The sequence below is a fragment of the Roseateles oligotrophus genome (assembly GCF_014204525.1).
Classification (GTDB): domain Bacteria; phylum Pseudomonadota; class Gammaproteobacteria; order Burkholderiales; family Burkholderiaceae_C; genus Paucibacter_A; species Paucibacter_A oligotrophus_A.
This window is the reverse complement of the sequence record NZ_JACHLP010000002.1, coordinates 95,018-111,036: the sequence shown is the minus strand read 5'-3', so window position 1 is coordinate 111,036 and position 16,019 is coordinate 95,018. Positions and strand designations below refer to the sequence as shown.

The following is a 16,019-nucleotide window of genomic DNA, read 5'->3' as shown; positions in this document are numbered from 1 at the left end:
TGCACAGTCAAGCCGGAAGGCTTGGCTCGGCTGCCGAAGGCCCAGGGGCGCCGGCAGCGCACATCTGTTCGAGGGGCGGCTCTAATCGACGCCCAACCCCCCATTTACCCGCTCTTGCCCGTGGGCGGGACTTGCTAGGCTTGCAAAGCGAGCCCATTCGAACCAACAGACCCCGGAGACAAGACCCCATGCCCACCATCGCCGCCGACAGTCTGGCCCTGCAGCGCTTCTACCACTGGGAGCGCCAGGCCCCCACGCGCATCGCCCTGACCCAGCCCATGGGCGGCGGGGCTTTGCAGGAATTCAGCTGGGCCCAGATCGGCGAGCAGGTGCGCCGCATGGCCAGCCATCTGCAGGCCCTGGGCCAGGCCCAGGGCTGGGAGCCGGGCGCCAAGGTGGCCATACTGTCCAAGAACTGCGCCTGGTGGCTGATGAGCGATCTGGCCATCTGGATGGCAGGTTATGTCTCGGTGCCGCTCTACCCGACGCTGGCACCCGAGACGATTCGGCAGATCCTGACGCATAGCGAGGCGCGCGCCTGCTTCGTCGGCAAGCTGGACGGCTGGGAGGGCATGAAGCCCGGCCTGCCCGAGGGCCTGCCCTGCTTCAGCTACCCGCTGTCACCGGCCGACGCCAAGCAGGCCTACGAGGGCTGGGACGCCATCTGCGCCCGCCACACGCCGCTGCAGGGCGAGCCCCTGCGCCAGGCCGATGAGCTGGCCACGCTGATCTACACCTCGGGCACGACCGGCGCGCCCAAGGGCGTGATGCACAGCTTTGGCGCTTTTGCCTGGGCCATGAGCGCGGCGCTCAAGCGTATCCCCATGGGTGAGCAGGACCGCATGCTGTCCTATCTGCCCCTGGCCCATGTGGTGGAGCGGGTGCTGATCGAGCATGGCTGGCTGCACACCGGCTTCTCGGTCTACTTTGCCGACAGCCTGGACAGCTTCGCCAGCGATCTGCAGCGCGCCCGGCCCACCATCTTCTTCTCGGTGCCACGCCTGTGGGTGAAGTTCCAGCAAGGCGTGCAGGCCAAGCTGCCCGAGCACAAGCTGGCCCTGCTGCTGTCCCTGCCCCTGATCGGCGGCCTGGTGCGCAAAAAGATCAAAAAGGCCCTGGGCCTGGACCAATGCCGCGTCGCCGCCGGCGGCGCCGCCCCCATGCCCGTGGCCTTGCTGGACTGGTACCGCCGCCTGGGCCTGCCCGTCAACGAGGGCTATGGCATGACGGAGAACCTGGCCGTTAGCCACATCACCCTGCCCGGCCAGAACCAGACCGGCAGCGTCGGCCCGACCTATGCCGGCGTGGAGGCGCGCATCGCCCCCGAGAACGGCGAGCTGCAGATGCGCAGCCCCGCCCTGATGCTGGGTTATTACAAAGAGCCCCAGTTGAGCGCCGAGGCCTTCACCGCAGACGGCTGGCTGCGCACCGGCGACAAGGGCCAGATCGACGCCCAGGGCCTGCTGCGCATCACCGGCCGGGTGAAGGACTTGTTCAAGACCAGCAAGGGCAAATACGTGGCGCCCGCCCCCATCGAGGACCGCCTGGGCCAGTTCCCCGCCATCGAAGCCTGCGTGGTGACCGGCGCCAATATGGGCCAGCCGGTGGGCATCGTGATGCTCTCGCCCACGGCCGCGGCACACAGCCAGAGCGAGGCCGAGCGGGCCGCTTTGGGCCAGGCCCTGGCCACCCATCTGGACGCGGTCAACGCCAAGCTGGACCCGCACGAGCAACTGGACTGCGTGGTGGTGATACGCCAGCCCTGGACGGTGGACAACGGCTTCATCACCCCGACCTTCAAGGTCAAGCGCAATCGCGTCGACGAGGTCTACGGCCCCCAGCTGGAAGCCTGGGTGGCGCAGCGCAAACCGGTTGTCTGGGGCGATTGACGCGCTAAGCTGGCGCGCATGAACGCCAAAGCCCCCATCAATCTGGCCCTGCAAGGCGGCGGCTCGCACGGCGCCTTCAGCTGGGGCGTGCTGGATGCCTTGCTGGAGGACGGCCGCATCGCCATCGAAGGCATCAGCGGCACCAGCGCGGGGGCCATGAATGCGGTGGCCCTGGCCCATGGCTTTGCCCAGGCCCAGGCCCAGGGCCGGCGCGGCAGCGACCCGCGCGAGGCGGCCCGCGCATCGCTGCGGAAATTCTGGGACGGCATCGTCGCCATGGGCGCGCTGGGCAACACGCTCAGCGAGGCCCAGCGCGCGCCCTTCGCCTTTCTGTTCGGCCCCTGCGCCGGCGCGAACTCGCCGGCCTCGCTATGGGTCAATGCGATGAACAGCTTCTGGTCCAGCGCGCTCTCACCCTACCAGGCCAATCCGTTTGACATCAACCCGCTGCGCAGCTTTGTGGCCGAGCAGATCAACTTTGAGGCCCTGGCCCGGCTGGCCGCGCCCAAGGTCTTCGTCGTCGCCACCCGGGTGAGGAACGGCAAGGCCGAGGTGTTCTCCGGCAAGCGCCTGAGCGTGGACGCGGTGATGGCCTCGGCCTGCCTGCCCACGCTGTTCAAGGCGGTGGAGATCGAGGGCGACCATTTCTGGGACGGCGGCTACTCGGGCAACCCGGCCATCCATCCGCTGATTTACAACTGTCAGGGCCGCGACATCCTGCTGGTTCAGATCAACCCGATACGCCGCGAGGAACTGCCCACCACCAGCGCGCAAATCATGGACCGCCTCAACGAGGTGACCTTCAACGCCGGCCTGATCGCCGAGATGCGCGCCATCGATTTTGTCCAGCGCCTGATCAAGGAGGGCAAGCTGGACCCGGCGCAGTACAAGGACGTGCTGATGCACCGCATCGACGGCGGCGAGGCGCTGGACGCCTTCGCCGCCTCCACCAAGAGTTCCACCGAGGCCGGCCTGATCGCCACCCTGCACCAGCTGGGCCGCCAGCATGCCAAGAGCTGGCTGGGCCGGCACTACGAGGCCCTGGGCCAGAAGAGCACGGTCAATATCAAGCAGGACTATCTGGACGATATGCGGCTGCCGATGCGCTAGGGCCTGTTAGCGCTAACAGGCCTAGGCCAAACCGGCGCGGTGCAGCACCACCCGGTTGCGGCCCTCGTTCTTGGCCTGGTAGAGCGCCTTGTCGGCCGCGCGCAGCACCCGCTCCTCATCGTCACCGGGCTCCAGCCTGGCCAGGCCTATGCTGATGCTGATGGCCAGGGGCTGGCTGACCGTGCCAAAGCGATGGCGTGACACGGTGATGCGCAGGCGCTCGCAGATCTGCTGGGCCTGCTCCAGCTCGGTTTGCGGCATCAGCAGGGCGAACTCCTCACCGCCCACCCGCGCCACCAGATCGCTGGCGCGCAGCTGCTCGCTCAGGACCTGAGCCAGTAGGCGCAAGACATGGTCGCCCACGGGATGGCCGTAGACATCGTTGATGCGCTTGAAATGGTCCACATCCAGCATGCCCACGATCAGCGGGCTGTCCTCGCGCCGGGCACGCGCCACCTCGCGGCTGTAGTTCTGCCTGAAGGCACGCAGATTGGGCAGCTGGGTCAGCAAGTCGGTGCTGGCCATCAGCTGCAGCTCGGCCTCCTTCTTCACCGCCGAGTACTCGGCCTGAATCATCAGAAAGGCGACGATGAGCACGCAGGAAATCACCATGGCCACCCGCAGCACATGCACCGTCTCGGGCCCTAGGTTCAGCATGGCGGGGTGGGGCGTCCAGCCGTGAATCTCAAAAAAAGCGAACAAGCCCAGATTCAACACCGATTGCAGCAGGGACTCGCGCCAGCGGCTGGCCGGAAAAAACACCGTGGGCACGATGGCAAACAGCAGGTAGTAGAAGTGGATGCCGATGACCAGACCCTGCGCCAGCATCAGGGCCGAGGCCGCATCGGCCATCACTCCCAGCATCAGGAACCAACGCGCCAGATTCAGGTGGCCGGCATGCTGGGCGCGATTGACGGCCACCAGGGTCGCCAGAGACCAGGGGATCTGCACCAGGCCGGAAAGAATCAGGCCCTCATTGCCCAGGGCGAAAAAGAACAGGGTGAAGGCCAGCACCGTGGCCTGCATCATCAGCACGCCGATATTGAGCTGGACGGCCTTGCGCTGCAGGCTGGGGTCGGCGCTGTGCTGGCTGCCCTCCTGCAGAAAAGCAAGCAGGCTTTGTTTCGTTCGCTGGTACAGCATTGCAAGCATGGAGACGGCGTTCCGAATGCAAAGGCCTGAAAAAAGTCGAGTCCCTATTTTGCGGGTCAACTCCCCAGGGCCCATCGCTCATCCCAGGGGGCTGCACAGTTCAGCGGCAAACTATGTCACATCTAAGAGGGTCAAAAGCTGGAGCGCTCTGCCAAAAATCATCCGGGCGCATCTCACAGGCCGCGCGCAGAATGGCTTGCAATCAACAGCAGGAGCAATGCCATGTCGGATCTATGGAACAAGGTCAAGGGTGCGGCGCAGGAGGCCGGAGCGGCCGTGAGCGAGGCGGGCAAGGCCGTGGCGGAGGCGGCCGGCGAGCTGGGCGACAAGGCCCAGGCCGCAGCCAGCTCGGCCTGGGATCACACCAAGGAGGCGACGCACACGGCGGTGGAAGGCGCCAGCGAGCTGGCACACGAGGCCGGAAAGGCCCTCGGCAAGGCCGGCGACGCCGCGGTCGAGAAGACCAAGCAGGCCGTGGACAAGGTGAGCGAGGCCATCGGCAAAAAAGAATGAGGCCCCGGGCCTGAGCCCGGAGCCTCATCTCAAACGATCGATCAACAAGGACGGCCGGCGGCCGTCCTTTTCTTTCAGCGCAGGCCAGCGGCGGGCCAGCAGCTCTCATCGTGCTGATGGCCGCGGCCCAGCTCCTCGCTGAGGCCACGGCCGGGCAGGCCTAGCGGCGCAGCGGCCGTGGTCGCGGGCAGGCCGCGCGGGTCCAGGGCACGGTTGACCAGGTCCAACAACTCATCGGCCTGGGCGCGTGCGCTGCGCTCCAGGCCCGTGCTGGCGGCCTTGCCGGCGAACAGGCTCTTGAGCGCCTTCAGCTCGGCGCGGATGGCGGGCTTGCTATCGTCCGTGCCCGTGCCACCGGCGGCCACCAGGCGTTCACCCAGCTGCTCGATATAGGCACGCTGCAGATTGCGGCGCGGCGCCGTGATCTTGGCCGCCGGGCCTTGCAGCTCGCCGAAGATGCCGGCGCGCAGATCGGCCAGCAGCTCGTCCACCCGATAGGCCCGGCCTTCGGCAGCGGCCGCTTCCTGGGCCTGCAGGCGCGCGATGCGGCCACGGTCCAGCAGGGCGCGCAAGGTGTTGCGCTGGGCGGCCAGCAGCAGATTGCCGGGCTCTTGCGGGCGCACGCGCTCGACGATGGCCGGCTCGAACAGCCAGTTGGGCGTCTTGAACAGCTGCTCGTTCAACAAGGCCACGGCCTGGGCCTGTTTGGCCTTGGCCGCGGGGGTGTAGACGGCGCCGGCCTGCTCGCCATGCTTGTTGTGGAAGTTGTAGCCGCCGACGATGGCCGTCACATGACCTAACTCGCGGCCCCACTGGGCCCAGGTGGCGCGGTAAAGCTCTTCCAGGGTCTTGTCGTCCTGGCCGGCCTTGAGCGTCATCTTGGGCAGGTTCTTGACGATGCGCTGCAGATTCTTGATGCCCAGCGTGGTGGCGTAGACCGCATCGGCGTCGCCGACGGCCTCGGTGCTGTCGCCGTACTCGCCCTCACCCTTGGGCGAGGTGAAGCGCAGCCAGGGCTTGCCGTCCTGCTCGCGTATCCAGGCATCCAGCACCGGCTTTTCGGCCGCGGCCGTCTTGGCCTCGGGGATGGGGGCATAACCCCATTTGGTGGCGAAGATGTCGTAGGGGCCGATCTTGGGGATCAGCAGGGCCGGGTCGATCTTGTCCTCGGGCTGGACCAGGTAGTTGATGCGGCTGTAGTCCATCAAGGTGGGCACATGGCCCATTTCCTTCAGCCATTTGGCGTCGCGCAGCTTGTCCACCGGGTAGAGCGAGCTGGCCTTCATATTGTGCGGAAAGCCCAGCGAGTGGCCGACCTCGTGCGTCACCACATAGCCCACCAGCTCGCCCATCAAATCGTCGGGCAGGGGCAGTTGCTGGGCGCGCGGGTCGACGGCGCCGGCCTGGGTGATGTACCAGTCGCGCTGCAGCTGCATGATGTTGTGATACATCACGATATTGGCGTTCAGGATCTCGCCGCTGCGCGGGTCGCTGAGGTGGGGGCCGTAGGCATTGGCGATCGGCGAGGGCACCCAGCGGATGATGCTGTAGCGCACATCGGCGGGGTCGAATTCGGGGTCTTCTTGCTTGCTGGGGAAGGGGCGGGCCTGCACCGCATTCTTGAAGCCGGCGGCCTCGAAGGCCACATTCCAGGCCTCGATGCCTTTCTTGACATAGGGCAGCAGGGCGGTGGGCGTGGTCTTGTCGATATACCAGACGATGGGCTTGACCGGCTCGCTGAGGGCGGCGGCCGGGTCCTTCTTCTCCAGCCGCCAGCGGGTGATCAGGCGCTCGCGCTTGCTCTCGTGCGCGTCGCTGCCGAAGTCGACCCGGGCAATGCTGAAAAAGCCCACCCGGTCGTCCATCACCCGGGCCTGCATGGGCTGCTCGGGCAGTTGCACGATGTTGTAGGCGATGCTGACGCTGGCGCTCTTGGGCGGCTGCGGCGGCAGGCTGAAGCCGGGCGGCAGGCCAGGCGGCAAGACCGGCGGCGTGTTGATCAGGCCATAGGTCTGCACCGCGTCGATGCGCAGGCTGGTGGGGAAGGCACGGCTGCCCTCCACATAGCTGCGCGAGGCATCGACGCCGCTGCCCTTGAGGATGCCGCGGGCCGAGAAATCACCCACCTCGCTATTGAACAAGCGGCTCACCTCGATCACCGGCGCACCGTTCTTGCCAAAGGTCTCGATGGGGAAGCTGCCCAGCACGGTGTCGCGCTGCGAGGCCTCGACCGCGCTGGCGATGGGGCGGTTCGGCTCGGCGGCAAAGTTGTAGGACACGGCCTGGAAATAGACCTTATTGCCCTGCTGCACAAAGCGCACCACGTCCTCGTTGAGGGCCTTGCCCACATGGTCCACATTGGCCGGCACGGCGGTGGCCGTGGCCACCATCAGCAAGGGCTTGTCCAGCAGGGCCTTGGGGATCTCGAAGTACAGCTTGCCCTTGACGCTGTGCAGCGTGAACAGGCCATGCTGGGACTTGGCATCGGCGGTGATGACCTTGTCGAAAGGCTTGGGGTCTTGCGCGTCCGGCGCGGCGGCGGGGCGGGCCGCGCCGGCAGCGGCGGGCGCCGAGGCCGGTGTGGCCGGGGGCGCTTCCTGAGCGAGCAGGCTCAAGGGTGTCAAACAGCCGACAAGGGCCAGGGCCAGGGCATGCCGAGAGCTGTTCGGCGTTTTGCGGAGAGGGAACTTGGACATGGGCGTGCAGAAATTGTGGACGCGGCGATTCTGAACGAGGCAAGCGCCAGGGTCGAAAGTCACCGCCCTGGTAAAGACCCTTGTATCGAGCCATAACACGGCACCTGTACGCATAAAGCCCTTGGTGCAAAGTGCCAGGAAACGCGGATTCGCCGGTGCTAGAGTGCGCGGGGGTCACCCCAGGGAGAGGAAAAATGTCCGTCAAATCATCGTTCAAGAAACACGCCTTGGCCCTGTGTTTGCTGGCCTGCGCCGCCAGCGCCTGGGCGGCCGAGCCCAAGGATGCAGGAGGCATTTACCTCGGTGCCAGCCTGGGCCGCGCCAGCGGTTCGGCCAGCGAGTACAAGACCGGCACCAGCTTGTCGCTGGGCTTTGGCGCCGGCTATCGCTTCAATGAGAATTTCGCCGTCGAGGCCTTCAGCCGCTCCTTGAGCTTCGAGCTGCTGGCCAATGCTCTCAACAACAATCCCGGCTACTACCCCGAGGACCATCTCGGCCTCGCCCTGCTGGCCGGCCTGCCAGTGAACGACAGCTTCAGCGTCTACGCCCGGCTCGGCACGGGGCGCACCCGCATGAGCACGGGGACGACGATCAAGCCCGACTACAAGCTCAGCGAGACCAGCGCCGGCCTGGGCCTGGCCTATGCCTTCACACCCCGCTTCGCCGGTAAGCTGGAGTATCTGCGCTTCACCCGTAACGAGGTGAATCTGCTGACCTTCGGCCTGGAGTACCGCTTCTAAGAGCTGCTAACAAAACTCTCCTGGCCGCGTTGCATTGCCTTGCCAGGACCGCTGCGCTGAGTTTTGTCAGCCGCTCTAAGCTGCAGGCGCGGCCTGGTTCTCGGCCGCCACCGTCCGCTGCAGCACGGCCAGGCATTGCTCGAACTGCTGCATGGACCGCTCCAGGGCGGCCGAGCCGGTGTCGCCGCCGATCAGGCCTTGCTCGATCTTGGCCGCGGCATTGGCCAGCACCTTGACGCCCAGATTGGCCGCCCCGCCCTTGGCGCTGTGCGCATGCAGGCGGGCCTGCTCGGTGTCGCCCGCCGCCAGGGCCGCGCGTATGCGGGCGGTGCAATCCGCTTCGGCCAGCGCCAGCTTGCGCAGAAAGCGGATATAGCTCGTGGCATTGCCGCCCATGCGCGGCAGGGCGCTGGCCACGTCCAGGCCCACCACGCCGTTCCAGCTCTGCAGCAGGGCTTGATCGCCCTGCGGTGGTGGCGGCGGTGGCGGCGCCGACACAGGGCCGGCCGGGGCTGGGGTGCTCGCAGCCTCCGCCAGGGCCGCGGGCATGACAGGCAGCCATTTCTGCAGGGCGCGTTCCAGCAGCTCGGGTTCGATGGGCTTGCTGACGAAATCATTCATGCCCGCCCGCTCGCAGCGCTGCCGGTCTTCGTCCATGGCATTGGCCGTCATCGCGATGATGGGCAGGCGCTCGAAAAAGGGTTGGCTGCGTATCTTCGCGGTGGCGCTGAGGCCGTCCATCACCGGCATCTGCATATCCATCAGCACCAGCTGATAGGCGCGGCGCTGGCCGGCACGCGTTTCCTCCAGCATCTCCAGGGCGATGGCGCCATTGGCGGCCAGCTCGATCTCGCACAGCAACTCCTGCAGCAACTCGGTCGCCACCATCTGATTGAGCTCGTTGTCTTCCACCAGCAGGATGCGGGCCCCACGCAGATGCGCGCTCAGGCCGGCCGCATCCGGGGCCTGCGGCTGAGGGCTGGGCGCGGGCCCGGCCGCGCCCGGCGCATGCACACGCATCAAATCGCTCAAGACTTCGCGCAAACGGGCCAGGCTGATCGGCTTGGCCAGGATCTCGTTGACACTGGAGCGCTGGGCATCGGCCGCCAGGTCATCGGGCGCGTAGCTGGTGACCAGCAGAATCGGCACCGGCAACAGCCAGGGTGCTTGACGCAGGCGGGCCGAGGTCTGCAAGCCGTCCAGGCCCGGCATCTGCCAATCCATCACCACCAGATCGGGCCTGCGCAGGCGGCCGCTCGTCAGGCCCGCCAAAGCCTCATCTCCCGAGCCCGCCCCCTGCGCCACAAAACCCAGCTCCAGCAGCATCTGGCACAGGGCCAGGCGGGCCACATCGTTGTCGTCCACCACCAAGGCCGTCTTGCCCTCGAACAAGGGCAGGGCCTGGCCGCGCAGAGGCGGGTCTTGATCGGCCAGGCCCAGCCAGGCGGTGAACCAGAAGTAGCTGCCCCGGCCCAGCTGGCTTTGCACGCCCACCTCGCCCGCCATCAGCTCGGCCAGGTTTTTGCTGATGGCCAGGCCCAGGCCGGTGCCGCCGAATTTGCGGGTGGTCGAGCTGTCGGCCTGGCTGAAGGGCTGGAACATGCGCTGCACCTGCTCCTCGCTCATGCCGATGCCGCTGTCCTGCACGCCAAAGCGCAGCAAAAGGCCTTGCTCGGCGCGTTCCAGCAGATTCACCCGCACGACGATCTGCCCACGCTCGGTGAACTTGACCGCGTTGGAGATGAAGTTCAGCAGCACTTGCGAGAGCCGCAGAAAGTCGCCGCGCAGCCCGTCGGGCACCTCGTTATCGCAGTCGAACACCAGCTCCAGATTCTTGGCCCGCAGGCGTTCGGCCATCAGGTCGGCGCTGTCGTTGAGCAATTTCTCCAGCGAAAGATCGGCCGACTCCAGGCTCAGCTTGCCGGCCTCGATCTTGGAGAAGTCCAGGATGTCGTTGATGATGCCCAGCAGGTGGTCGGCCGACTGGCGTATCTTCAGCAGATAGTTGCTCTGCCGCTTGTCCAGCGAGGTCTTGCTGAGCAGATGGGCCAGGCCCAGCACGGCATTCATCGGTGTGCGGATCTCGTGGCTCATATTGGCCAGGAAGCTGGCCTTGGCCGCCGTCGCCGCCTCGGCCGCGAGCTGGGCGCTGCGCAGCGCGGTGACGTCGTTGGCGCTGATGACCACGCCCTCCAGCTTGCCCCGCGGGCAATGCAGGCTGCTGCCGCGCAGCTGGTAGAGGTGGAGCTCGCCATTCCCGTGCAAAAAGCGCAGCTCGGCCTCATAGCCCTGCTGGCGCAGAATCTGCTCCAGCAGGGGCGACTCGGCCTGGCGCTGCGGCTCCGGCAAGCCCTCGCGCAGCTGGGCCTGTTCCTGGGGATGCAGAAAGCCGTCCAGCACAAAGTGGCCCAGGGCCGCGTGATCAAAGCCCAGGGCCTCGCGGCTGGCCTTGTTGGCGGCGCTGACCCGGCCCTGCAGATCCAGCACAAAGAGCAGGCTGCCCGCGCTGTCCAGCACGCGATTGACATGGTTGCTGAGGTTTTTCTCGTTCTGGCGCGCTTTCAGTGCCGCATTGCGCTGCGCCTCCAGCTCGCGGAGCATGGCCTCCATCTGCTCGGAGTTGGCCACCATCTGGCTCTCCAGCGCGGCATTGGCCATGCGCAAATACTCCAGCTCCCACTGCAATTCCTGCACGCTGCTGCTGCGCTCAGAGGACATGGGCGGGCTCCAGCGCGGCTTGAATGCGGGCGATCAGCGCCGGCAGCGCGGCCCGCACGGCGGCCGACAGGCCGGGGCTGAAAGCCCGCAGCTGCTGCGCCTCCAGCAGGATCACCTCGACCTCGGGCCCCGCCTCCAGGCTGGCGGCGGCGCGCAGCAGAAAACCCAGCCCGCCGCCATGCTCGGTCGGCGCTGAGCCGAACAAAACCTGCCACTGGCTCAGCAGGTCGGCGGCCGAGCCCTGCCAGATGCGGCCGGGCTGGCCGCGCGGTTCGCAGGCGTCGATCAGCAAGACCTGGCGGCAGCCCTCGAACAAGGCCAGGCCGTCCAGCCCCCGGGTGCCCAGCTCGAAGACCCGCACATCGGCGGGCAGCAGCTGGGGCGCGGCCAGCAAGGCCTGCGCCAGGGCCGGGCCCAGGCCGTCGTCGCCATGCAGGGCATTGCCCAGGCAGAGCAGATGGCGGGCGGCATGCGGCAGGGGCGGCTGGGACGGCAGAGGCGACATGAAGGGCATGAGCTGGCTGGCCTTCAAAAGGGTGAGAAACGCAGACGCTTGTCGCTGGCCATCATATGCACGGTGCAGACCAGGCAGGGGTCGTGCGAACGGATGATGTGGCCGATCTCGGTCGTGTCTTCCGCATCGCCCAGCTGCAGGCCCACCAGGCTTTGCTCCCAATGGCCGGGCTGGCCCTGGCTGTCGCGCGGCGAGGCGTTCCAGGCCGTGGGGGTGACGATCTGGTACTTCTCTATCACCCCATCGCGCAGCTTGACCCAATGGCCCAGGGCGCCGCGGGCGGCCATCACCAGGCCGTAACCATCGCCGTCCGGGTCGCTCGCGGCCGGCGCTTTGGGCGGGGCCTCGAAATGGGCTTCGCCCAGATGCAGGGCCATCTCGTCCAGCATGGCGCGCGCCTGCTGCAGGCCGTGGGCCACGCGGCGCAGCCGCGCCAGCTGGCGCAGCCAGGCGCTGCCGCCTTCCTCGCGGTACAGGCTTTGCATCAAGGCGTCGCCGCCCAGCAGCAACTCGGCCAGCGGCCCGGTCTGCACCACCTTGTCGCCGTAGCGGGGGGCCTTGGCCCAGCTGTAGCGGTCGCTGTCGGGCCGGTAGTCGGGCACGGTTTCGCCCTCCCAGGGGTGGCGGCCGCCGGCATAGGGCAGATACCAGGAGTGCCGCACATGCTCGTTGATCAGGCCCTGATCCAGGGCCTGGACCTGGCCGCTATCGCCGTCGAGAAAACCGCCCGCCATGCGGGTGATGCGCTCGCCGCGGGCCATGGCCTCGGCCTCGTAGCCGGCGCCGTAGGACAGCATATGACCGGTGCCCGCGCCGCGCTGATGCAGTTGCAGGCCGCGGGCAAAACGGTTCAGCAAGGCCAGGGCGGCATCGGCGGCCTGGCCCTGCTCCAGCCAGCCCTGCAGGGCCGCGGCATCGGGCAGGCCCAGCCAGGCCTCCATATCCCCGCCCAGGATGGACTGCTCCAGCCATTGCCGCGCCGCGTCCAGCTCGGCCCGGCAGGCCAGCAGGCGCCGCACATCCGGCCCCATGGTCACCCCGCCGGGCAGCATGAAGGAGGAATGCGGCCATTGCCCGCCAAACTCCGCCACGATGCGCACGAGGCGCCGGCTCACCGCCAGGGTCTCGCGGTAGATGCGGCCCTGAAAGGGCTCGAACTCGGCCAGGATGCGCGCGTACTCGGGCTGCTGCGCATAGCCGGGCTGGCAGAAGTCCGGGGCAAAAAACAGAAAGCTCTGCCGCAGATCGCTCTGCAAGCTCTCGGCCCCCAGGCAGAGATTGCGCACCCGGGTCGCATTGGCCGGCGGATGCAGGCCCCAGGCCTGCTCCAGCGCCAGCACGGCGGCATAGAGGTGCGAGGTGCTGCAGATGCCGCAGACGCGCGGGGTAATGACCAGGGCATCGCGGGCGGCGCGACCGATCAGGATCTGCTCCAGGCCGCGATACAGGGTGCCCACGGTGCGGGCCTCCACCACCACGCCGTCCTCCAGCGTCAGGCGGATCTCGAGGTCGCCCTCGACCCGGTTCAGGTCCAGATTCAGCTCGATGCGTGCCACGGCTCACTCCTCCCCGCTCTGGGGCGTCTTGGTCTTGCGGCCCGCATCGAGGCCGCGCAAGCGCAGGGGCGCCGCCGCCCGGGCCAGATTCTTGTAAGCCATATAGCGGGGCCGCTCCACACCCAGGGGCAGGCGCACCGGCACGGCGCCAATTTTCTCGGTCACGAACAAGGCCCCCTCCTTGGGAAAGGTGGGGGCGGTGCAGCCCACGCAGGGCACGCCGGCCCGGGTCTTGCTGCTGACGCCTTGCCAGAGATCATCGTTGCAAACGGCTTGCGTCATCGGGCCCTCGCAACCCAGGTTGTAGAACATGCAGCCCTGGCCGCCGGGCTGGGTATCCTCGATGTCGTACTCGTGGTGTTCGTTGCGGCTGCAGCCCTGGTGCACCATGGCGCTGAAAAAGGCCTTGGGCCGGTTGATCGCATCCAGCGCGATCGGCAAGCCCATGGCCAGCCAGGCCAGGGTCTGGCTCATCGCATGAGGGTGGGCGGGGCAGCCCGCCACATTGATCACCGGCAGGCCCCGCTTGGAGCGCCACTCCGCGCCCAGCAAACCCCCTCGCTGGGCGCGCTCGAACTGCAGGCCCGTGCAGTCGCTGGGATTGGGCTCGGCCGCATGCACGCCGCCATAGGCCGCGCAAGTGCCCATGGCCACCACCGCCTCGGCGGCCTGAGCCAGCTCGCGCACGATGTCCATCTTGGCGCGGTCCTTGTGCCGGTCAAACATGCCGGTGCCACGCGGGGCGGTGATGATGCTGCCCTCCACGCAGAGGATGTCCAGGCGCTGCTCACCCGCGCCAATGGCCTTGATCAACTCGTCAAAGCGGCGCGTGGGGGCATGGGACAGCGAGGGATGCCACAGCAGCTCGACGCCATGGTGGGACAGCAGTTGCTCAAGACTGGGCGATTCGGCGCTCAGCAAGGCCAGCGAATCACCGCCGCAAGCACCTGTTTGAATCCAGAACAAGGTGGTCATGGATGCCTACTCCCCGGGGCTCAAGCGGCCAACAAGCCACCTTGTACGAGCAAAGAGTCTGCACCACGCCGACCCGCCAACGCCGCCCTGGTGCGAATTAGTTGCTTGAGCGGCTACTTCGTCAAGCCTTTTCTGAGCGCTGCCGGGCGGCCCTGGACGCTGAAAGTTGGCGTTACGCCACGGCCCGGAATCGTCGGCTCAAGGAATGCGGGGCGGCGGCGGCACGCGGATGCCGCGGCGAGCCACTTCGATGATCAACTCGGTGCGCCGCGCCACCTTGAAAAAGCGCAGCAACTCCGACACATAGTTCTTGCGTATCGTGCCCTCGCTGATGCCCATATGCTTGGCAATCACCTTGTTGGGCAAACCCTGGCACAGATAGTAGAGGGCCTCGCACAGGCGCGGCGACACGCCGATATCGCTGGCACTGAGCGGGGCCGGCGCGGGCGGGCAGCGACCCTGCCCGAACACCGAGGCGGGCAGGAAGACGCCGTCGCTGAACACCGTGCTGAGGGCGCGCTCAAACACGGTCTCGTCGCCGCTGCCCTTGGGAATGAAGCCCGAGGCGCCGGCGGCAATGCAGCCCAGAATGGTGTCGCGGTCGTCCAGCGCCGACAACATGATCACCCGCAGCGGCAGGCCCAGCTCGCGGATGCGGGCCAGCAGGTCCAGGCCGGATTGCTCGGACTTCAGGTCTATGTCCAGAAAAACGACCTCAAACGCCGTCTCGGCCAGCCGCGCCAGCGTTTCCGCGTAAGAGCCCGCTTCGACGATGCGGCAATGGGGCACGGTGAGATGCAGCATGGCCTTCATCCCGGCCCGGACCAGTTGCTGGTCTTCGACGATCAGCACATTCTTCAACATAGAGGCTCGTGAGGTCAGAGAAAGTCGGAAGCAAGGCGGGCGAGAATACCGCAGCAGCAATGGCCCGGCCGGCATCCCCCTATGATGGCGCAGCACTCGGAGCGCTCCAGATGTTCGGCACACAAGACCTGACCCTTTTCATCATCTCCGGCCTGCTGCTCAATATCGCGCCGGGGCCGGATTCCCTGCTGATCATGAGCCGCAGCGCCAGCCAGGGCTGGCGGGCAGGCGTGAGCGCCGCCTTGGGCATAGGCGCCGGCACCTGCGTCCATGTGCTGGCGGCCGCGCTGGGCCTGTCGGCCCTGCTGGCCACCTCGGCCTGGGCCTTCACGGTGATCAAGTGGGTGGGCGCCGCCTATCTGGTCTATATCGGCCTGCAGATGCTGCTGAGCCGGCGCGTCAGCACGGCGGCCGAGCCCCTCGCGGCCCCGCCCGCCCTGTCCTACCGCAAGATTTTTGCCCAGGGTTTTCTGACCAATGTGCTCAATCCCAAGGTGGCCCTGTTCTTCCTGGCCTTTGTGCCCCAGTTCATCGCGCCGGACGCGGCCCACAAATCGCTGGCCTTCATCGTGCTGGGGGCCATCTTCAATTTCAACGGCATGCTGTGGTGCAACTTCCTGGCCATCTTCACCGCCCTGGCCAGCCGGCGCCTGAGGCTGCAACCCTGGCTGCGGGCCTGGCTGAATCGTGCCATTGGCGCCCTGTTCCTGTCTTTCGGCCTGAAGCTGGCCCTGGCCAGCAAATGAGTGCGCGCAACAAGGCGCTGTTGCTCGGCCTGCTGGGCTTGTTGCTGCTGCTGGGCCTGTTCGCCAGCCCTTACCTGACCCTGCACCAGATGCGCCGGGCCGCCCAGGCCCAGAACGCGCAAGGCCTGAGCGAGCATGTGGACTGGCCCAGCCTGCGCGACAGCCTCAAGACCGGTGTGCAGGCGCGCCTGGCCCAGCAGGACTTGAATGAGCAGGGCCAGCCCAGCCGCGCCGCGGCCTGGGGTGCGGCCGTGGCCGGCGCCTTGCTGGGGCCGCTGGTGGACAGCCTGATCACCCCGCAAAGCCTGGGCCGGCTGCTGCAGGGCCAGAGCCCCGGCGCGGCCGCCCTGGGCTTTCCGCCGCCCTCGCCTGCCGCCAGCGAGCCCGGGGCCCAGGCACTGGAATGGAGCAGCCATTTCGAGGGCATCAACCGCTTTGTCTTCTCGCTGCGCAAGCCCGGGGCGGAGGAGGACCCCATCCACCTGGTGCTCAGGCGCGAGGGCCTACTGGGCTGGAAGCTGGCCGAGTTGCGCCTGCCCTGAGGGG

General features: G+C 67.3%; 13 protein-coding genes. 6 read left to right on the top strand and 7 right to left on the bottom strand.

Features of this window, described 5'->3' with window-relative positions:
* The first annotated feature begins 188 nt into the window (after positions 1 to 188).
* Both HNP55_RS05170 and HNP55_RS05165 read left to right on the top strand, forming a co-directional pair.
* On the top strand, positions 189 to 1,889 hold the full coding sequence (locus HNP55_RS05170) for an AMP-binding protein (protein ID WP_184296902.1): 1,701 nt from the start codon (positions 189 to 191) through the stop codon (positions 1,887 to 1,889).
* Positions 1,890 to 1,907: 18 nt separating this feature from the next.
* Complete coding sequence (locus tag HNP55_RS05165; RefSeq protein WP_184296900.1) at positions 1,908 to 2,999, top strand: patatin-like phospholipase family protein; 1,092 nt, start codon at positions 1,908 to 1,910, stop codon at positions 2,997 to 2,999.
* A gap of 21 nt (positions 3,000 to 3,020) precedes the next feature.
* Here the strand turns inward: HNP55_RS05165 and HNP55_RS05160 are convergent, their stop codons facing one another.
* Positions 3,021 to 4,151, bottom strand: a complete 1,131-nt coding sequence (locus tag HNP55_RS05160; RefSeq protein ID WP_184296898.1) for a GGDEF domain-containing protein — start codon at positions 4,149 to 4,151, stop codon at positions 3,021 to 3,023.
* 222 nt (positions 4,152 to 4,373) lie between these two features.
* On the opposite strand from HNP55_RS05160, the gene HNP55_RS05155 reads away from it, so the two are divergent.
* The gene (locus HNP55_RS05155; RefSeq protein WP_184296896.1) at positions 4,374 to 4,664 is read left to right on the top strand and encodes a hypothetical protein; all 291 of its coding nucleotides are present in this window, start codon (positions 4,374 to 4,376) and stop codon (positions 4,662 to 4,664) included.
* A gap of 74 nt (positions 4,665 to 4,738) precedes the next feature.
* Here HNP55_RS05155 and HNP55_RS05150 read toward each other — a convergent pair whose 3' ends face one another.
* The gene (locus HNP55_RS05150) at positions 4,739 to 7,279 is read right to left on the bottom strand and encodes a zinc-dependent metalloprotease (protein ID WP_184296894.1); all 2,541 of its coding nucleotides are present in this window, start codon (positions 7,277 to 7,279) and stop codon (positions 4,739 to 4,741) included.
* A 275-nt stretch (positions 7,280 to 7,554) separates the two neighbouring features.
* Between HNP55_RS05150 and HNP55_RS05145 the strand changes: the two genes are divergently transcribed.
* On the top strand, positions 7,555 to 8,100 hold the full coding sequence (locus tag HNP55_RS05145; protein WP_184296892.1) for an outer membrane beta-barrel protein: 546 nt from the start codon (positions 7,555 to 7,557) through the stop codon (positions 8,098 to 8,100).
* 75 nt (positions 8,101 to 8,175) lie between these two features.
* Here HNP55_RS05145 and HNP55_RS05140 read toward each other — a convergent pair whose 3' ends face one another.
* From HNP55_RS05140 to HNP55_RS05120, 5 genes are all read right to left on the bottom strand, one after another.
* Entirely contained in the window at positions 8,176 to 10,818 is a 2,643-nt protein-coding gene (locus HNP55_RS05140; RefSeq protein ID WP_184296890.1) for a response regulator, read from the bottom strand.
* Positions 10,808 to 11,332, bottom strand: a complete 525-nt coding sequence (locus tag HNP55_RS05135; protein WP_221439474.1) for a hydrogenase maturation protease — start codon at positions 11,330 to 11,332, stop codon at positions 10,808 to 10,810. Before HNP55_RS05135 ends, HNP55_RS05140 begins: the two co-directional genes overlap by 11 nt.
* A gap of 14 nt (positions 11,333 to 11,346) precedes the next feature.
* Positions 11,347 to 12,888, bottom strand: coding sequence for a nickel-dependent hydrogenase large subunit (locus HNP55_RS05130; RefSeq protein ID WP_184296886.1), 1,542 nt, complete (start codon positions 12,886 to 12,888; stop codon positions 11,347 to 11,349).
* A gap of 3 nt (positions 12,889 to 12,891) precedes the next feature.
* Positions 12,892 to 13,863, bottom strand: coding sequence for an NADH:ubiquinone oxidoreductase (locus HNP55_RS05125; protein ID WP_184296884.1), 972 nt, complete (start codon positions 13,861 to 13,863; stop codon positions 12,892 to 12,894).
* A 198-nt stretch (positions 13,864 to 14,061) separates the two neighbouring features.
* Positions 14,062 to 14,727 (bottom strand): response regulator transcription factor, encoded by a 666-nt coding sequence (locus tag HNP55_RS05120; protein ID WP_184296882.1) that lies wholly within the window; start codon positions 14,725 to 14,727, stop codon positions 14,062 to 14,064.
* A gap of 110 nt (positions 14,728 to 14,837) precedes the next feature.
* On the opposite strand from HNP55_RS05120, the gene HNP55_RS05115 reads away from it, so the two are divergent.
* Together HNP55_RS05115 and HNP55_RS05110 are read left to right on the top strand one after the other, a co-directional pair.
* On the top strand, positions 14,838 to 15,473 hold the full coding sequence (locus tag HNP55_RS05115) for a LysE family translocator (protein WP_184296880.1): 636 nt from the start codon (positions 14,838 to 14,840) through the stop codon (positions 15,471 to 15,473).
* Positions 15,470 to 16,015, top strand: a complete 546-nt coding sequence (locus HNP55_RS05110; protein ID WP_184296878.1) for a DUF2939 domain-containing protein — start codon at positions 15,470 to 15,472, stop codon at positions 16,013 to 16,015. The genes HNP55_RS05115 and HNP55_RS05110 overlap by 4 nt, the downstream gene beginning before the upstream one ends.
* Positions 16,016 to 16,019: the final 4 nt, after the last annotated feature.

Coding starts and splice junctions, on each gene's coding strand:
- HNP55_RS05125 (WP_184296884.1), bottom strand. CDS start 13,863: ATGACCACCTTGTTCTGGATTCAAACAGGTGCTTGCGGCGGTGATTCG.
- HNP55_RS05140 (WP_184296890.1), bottom strand. CDS start 10,818: ATGTCCTCTGAGCGCAGCAGCAGCGTGCAGGAATTGCAGTGGGAGCTG.
- HNP55_RS05155 (WP_184296896.1), top strand. CDS start 4,374: ATGTCGGATCTATGGAACAAGGTCAAGGGTGCGGCGCAGGAGGCCGGA.
- HNP55_RS05115 (WP_184296880.1), top strand. CDS start 14,838: ATGTTCGGCACACAAGACCTGACCCTTTTCATCATCTCCGGCCTGCTG.
- HNP55_RS05170 (WP_184296902.1), top strand. CDS start 189: ATGCCCACCATCGCCGCCGACAGTCTGGCCCTGCAGCGCTTCTACCAC.
- HNP55_RS05160 (WP_184296898.1), bottom strand. CDS start 4,151: ATGCTTGCAATGCTGTACCAGCGAACGAAACAAAGCCTGCTTGCTTTT.
- HNP55_RS05135 (WP_221439474.1), bottom strand. CDS start 11,332: ATGCCCTTCATGTCGCCTCTGCCGTCCCAGCCGCCCCTGCCGCATGCC.
- HNP55_RS05120 (WP_184296882.1), bottom strand. CDS start 14,727: ATGTTGAAGAATGTGCTGATCGTCGAAGACCAGCAACTGGTCCGGGCC.
- HNP55_RS05145 (WP_184296892.1), top strand. CDS start 7,555: ATGTCCGTCAAATCATCGTTCAAGAAACACGCCTTGGCCCTGTGTTTG.
- HNP55_RS05110 (WP_184296878.1), top strand. CDS start 15,470: ATGAGTGCGCGCAACAAGGCGCTGTTGCTCGGCCTGCTGGGCTTGTTG.
- HNP55_RS05165 (WP_184296900.1), top strand. CDS start 1,908: ATGAACGCCAAAGCCCCCATCAATCTGGCCCTGCAAGGCGGCGGCTCG.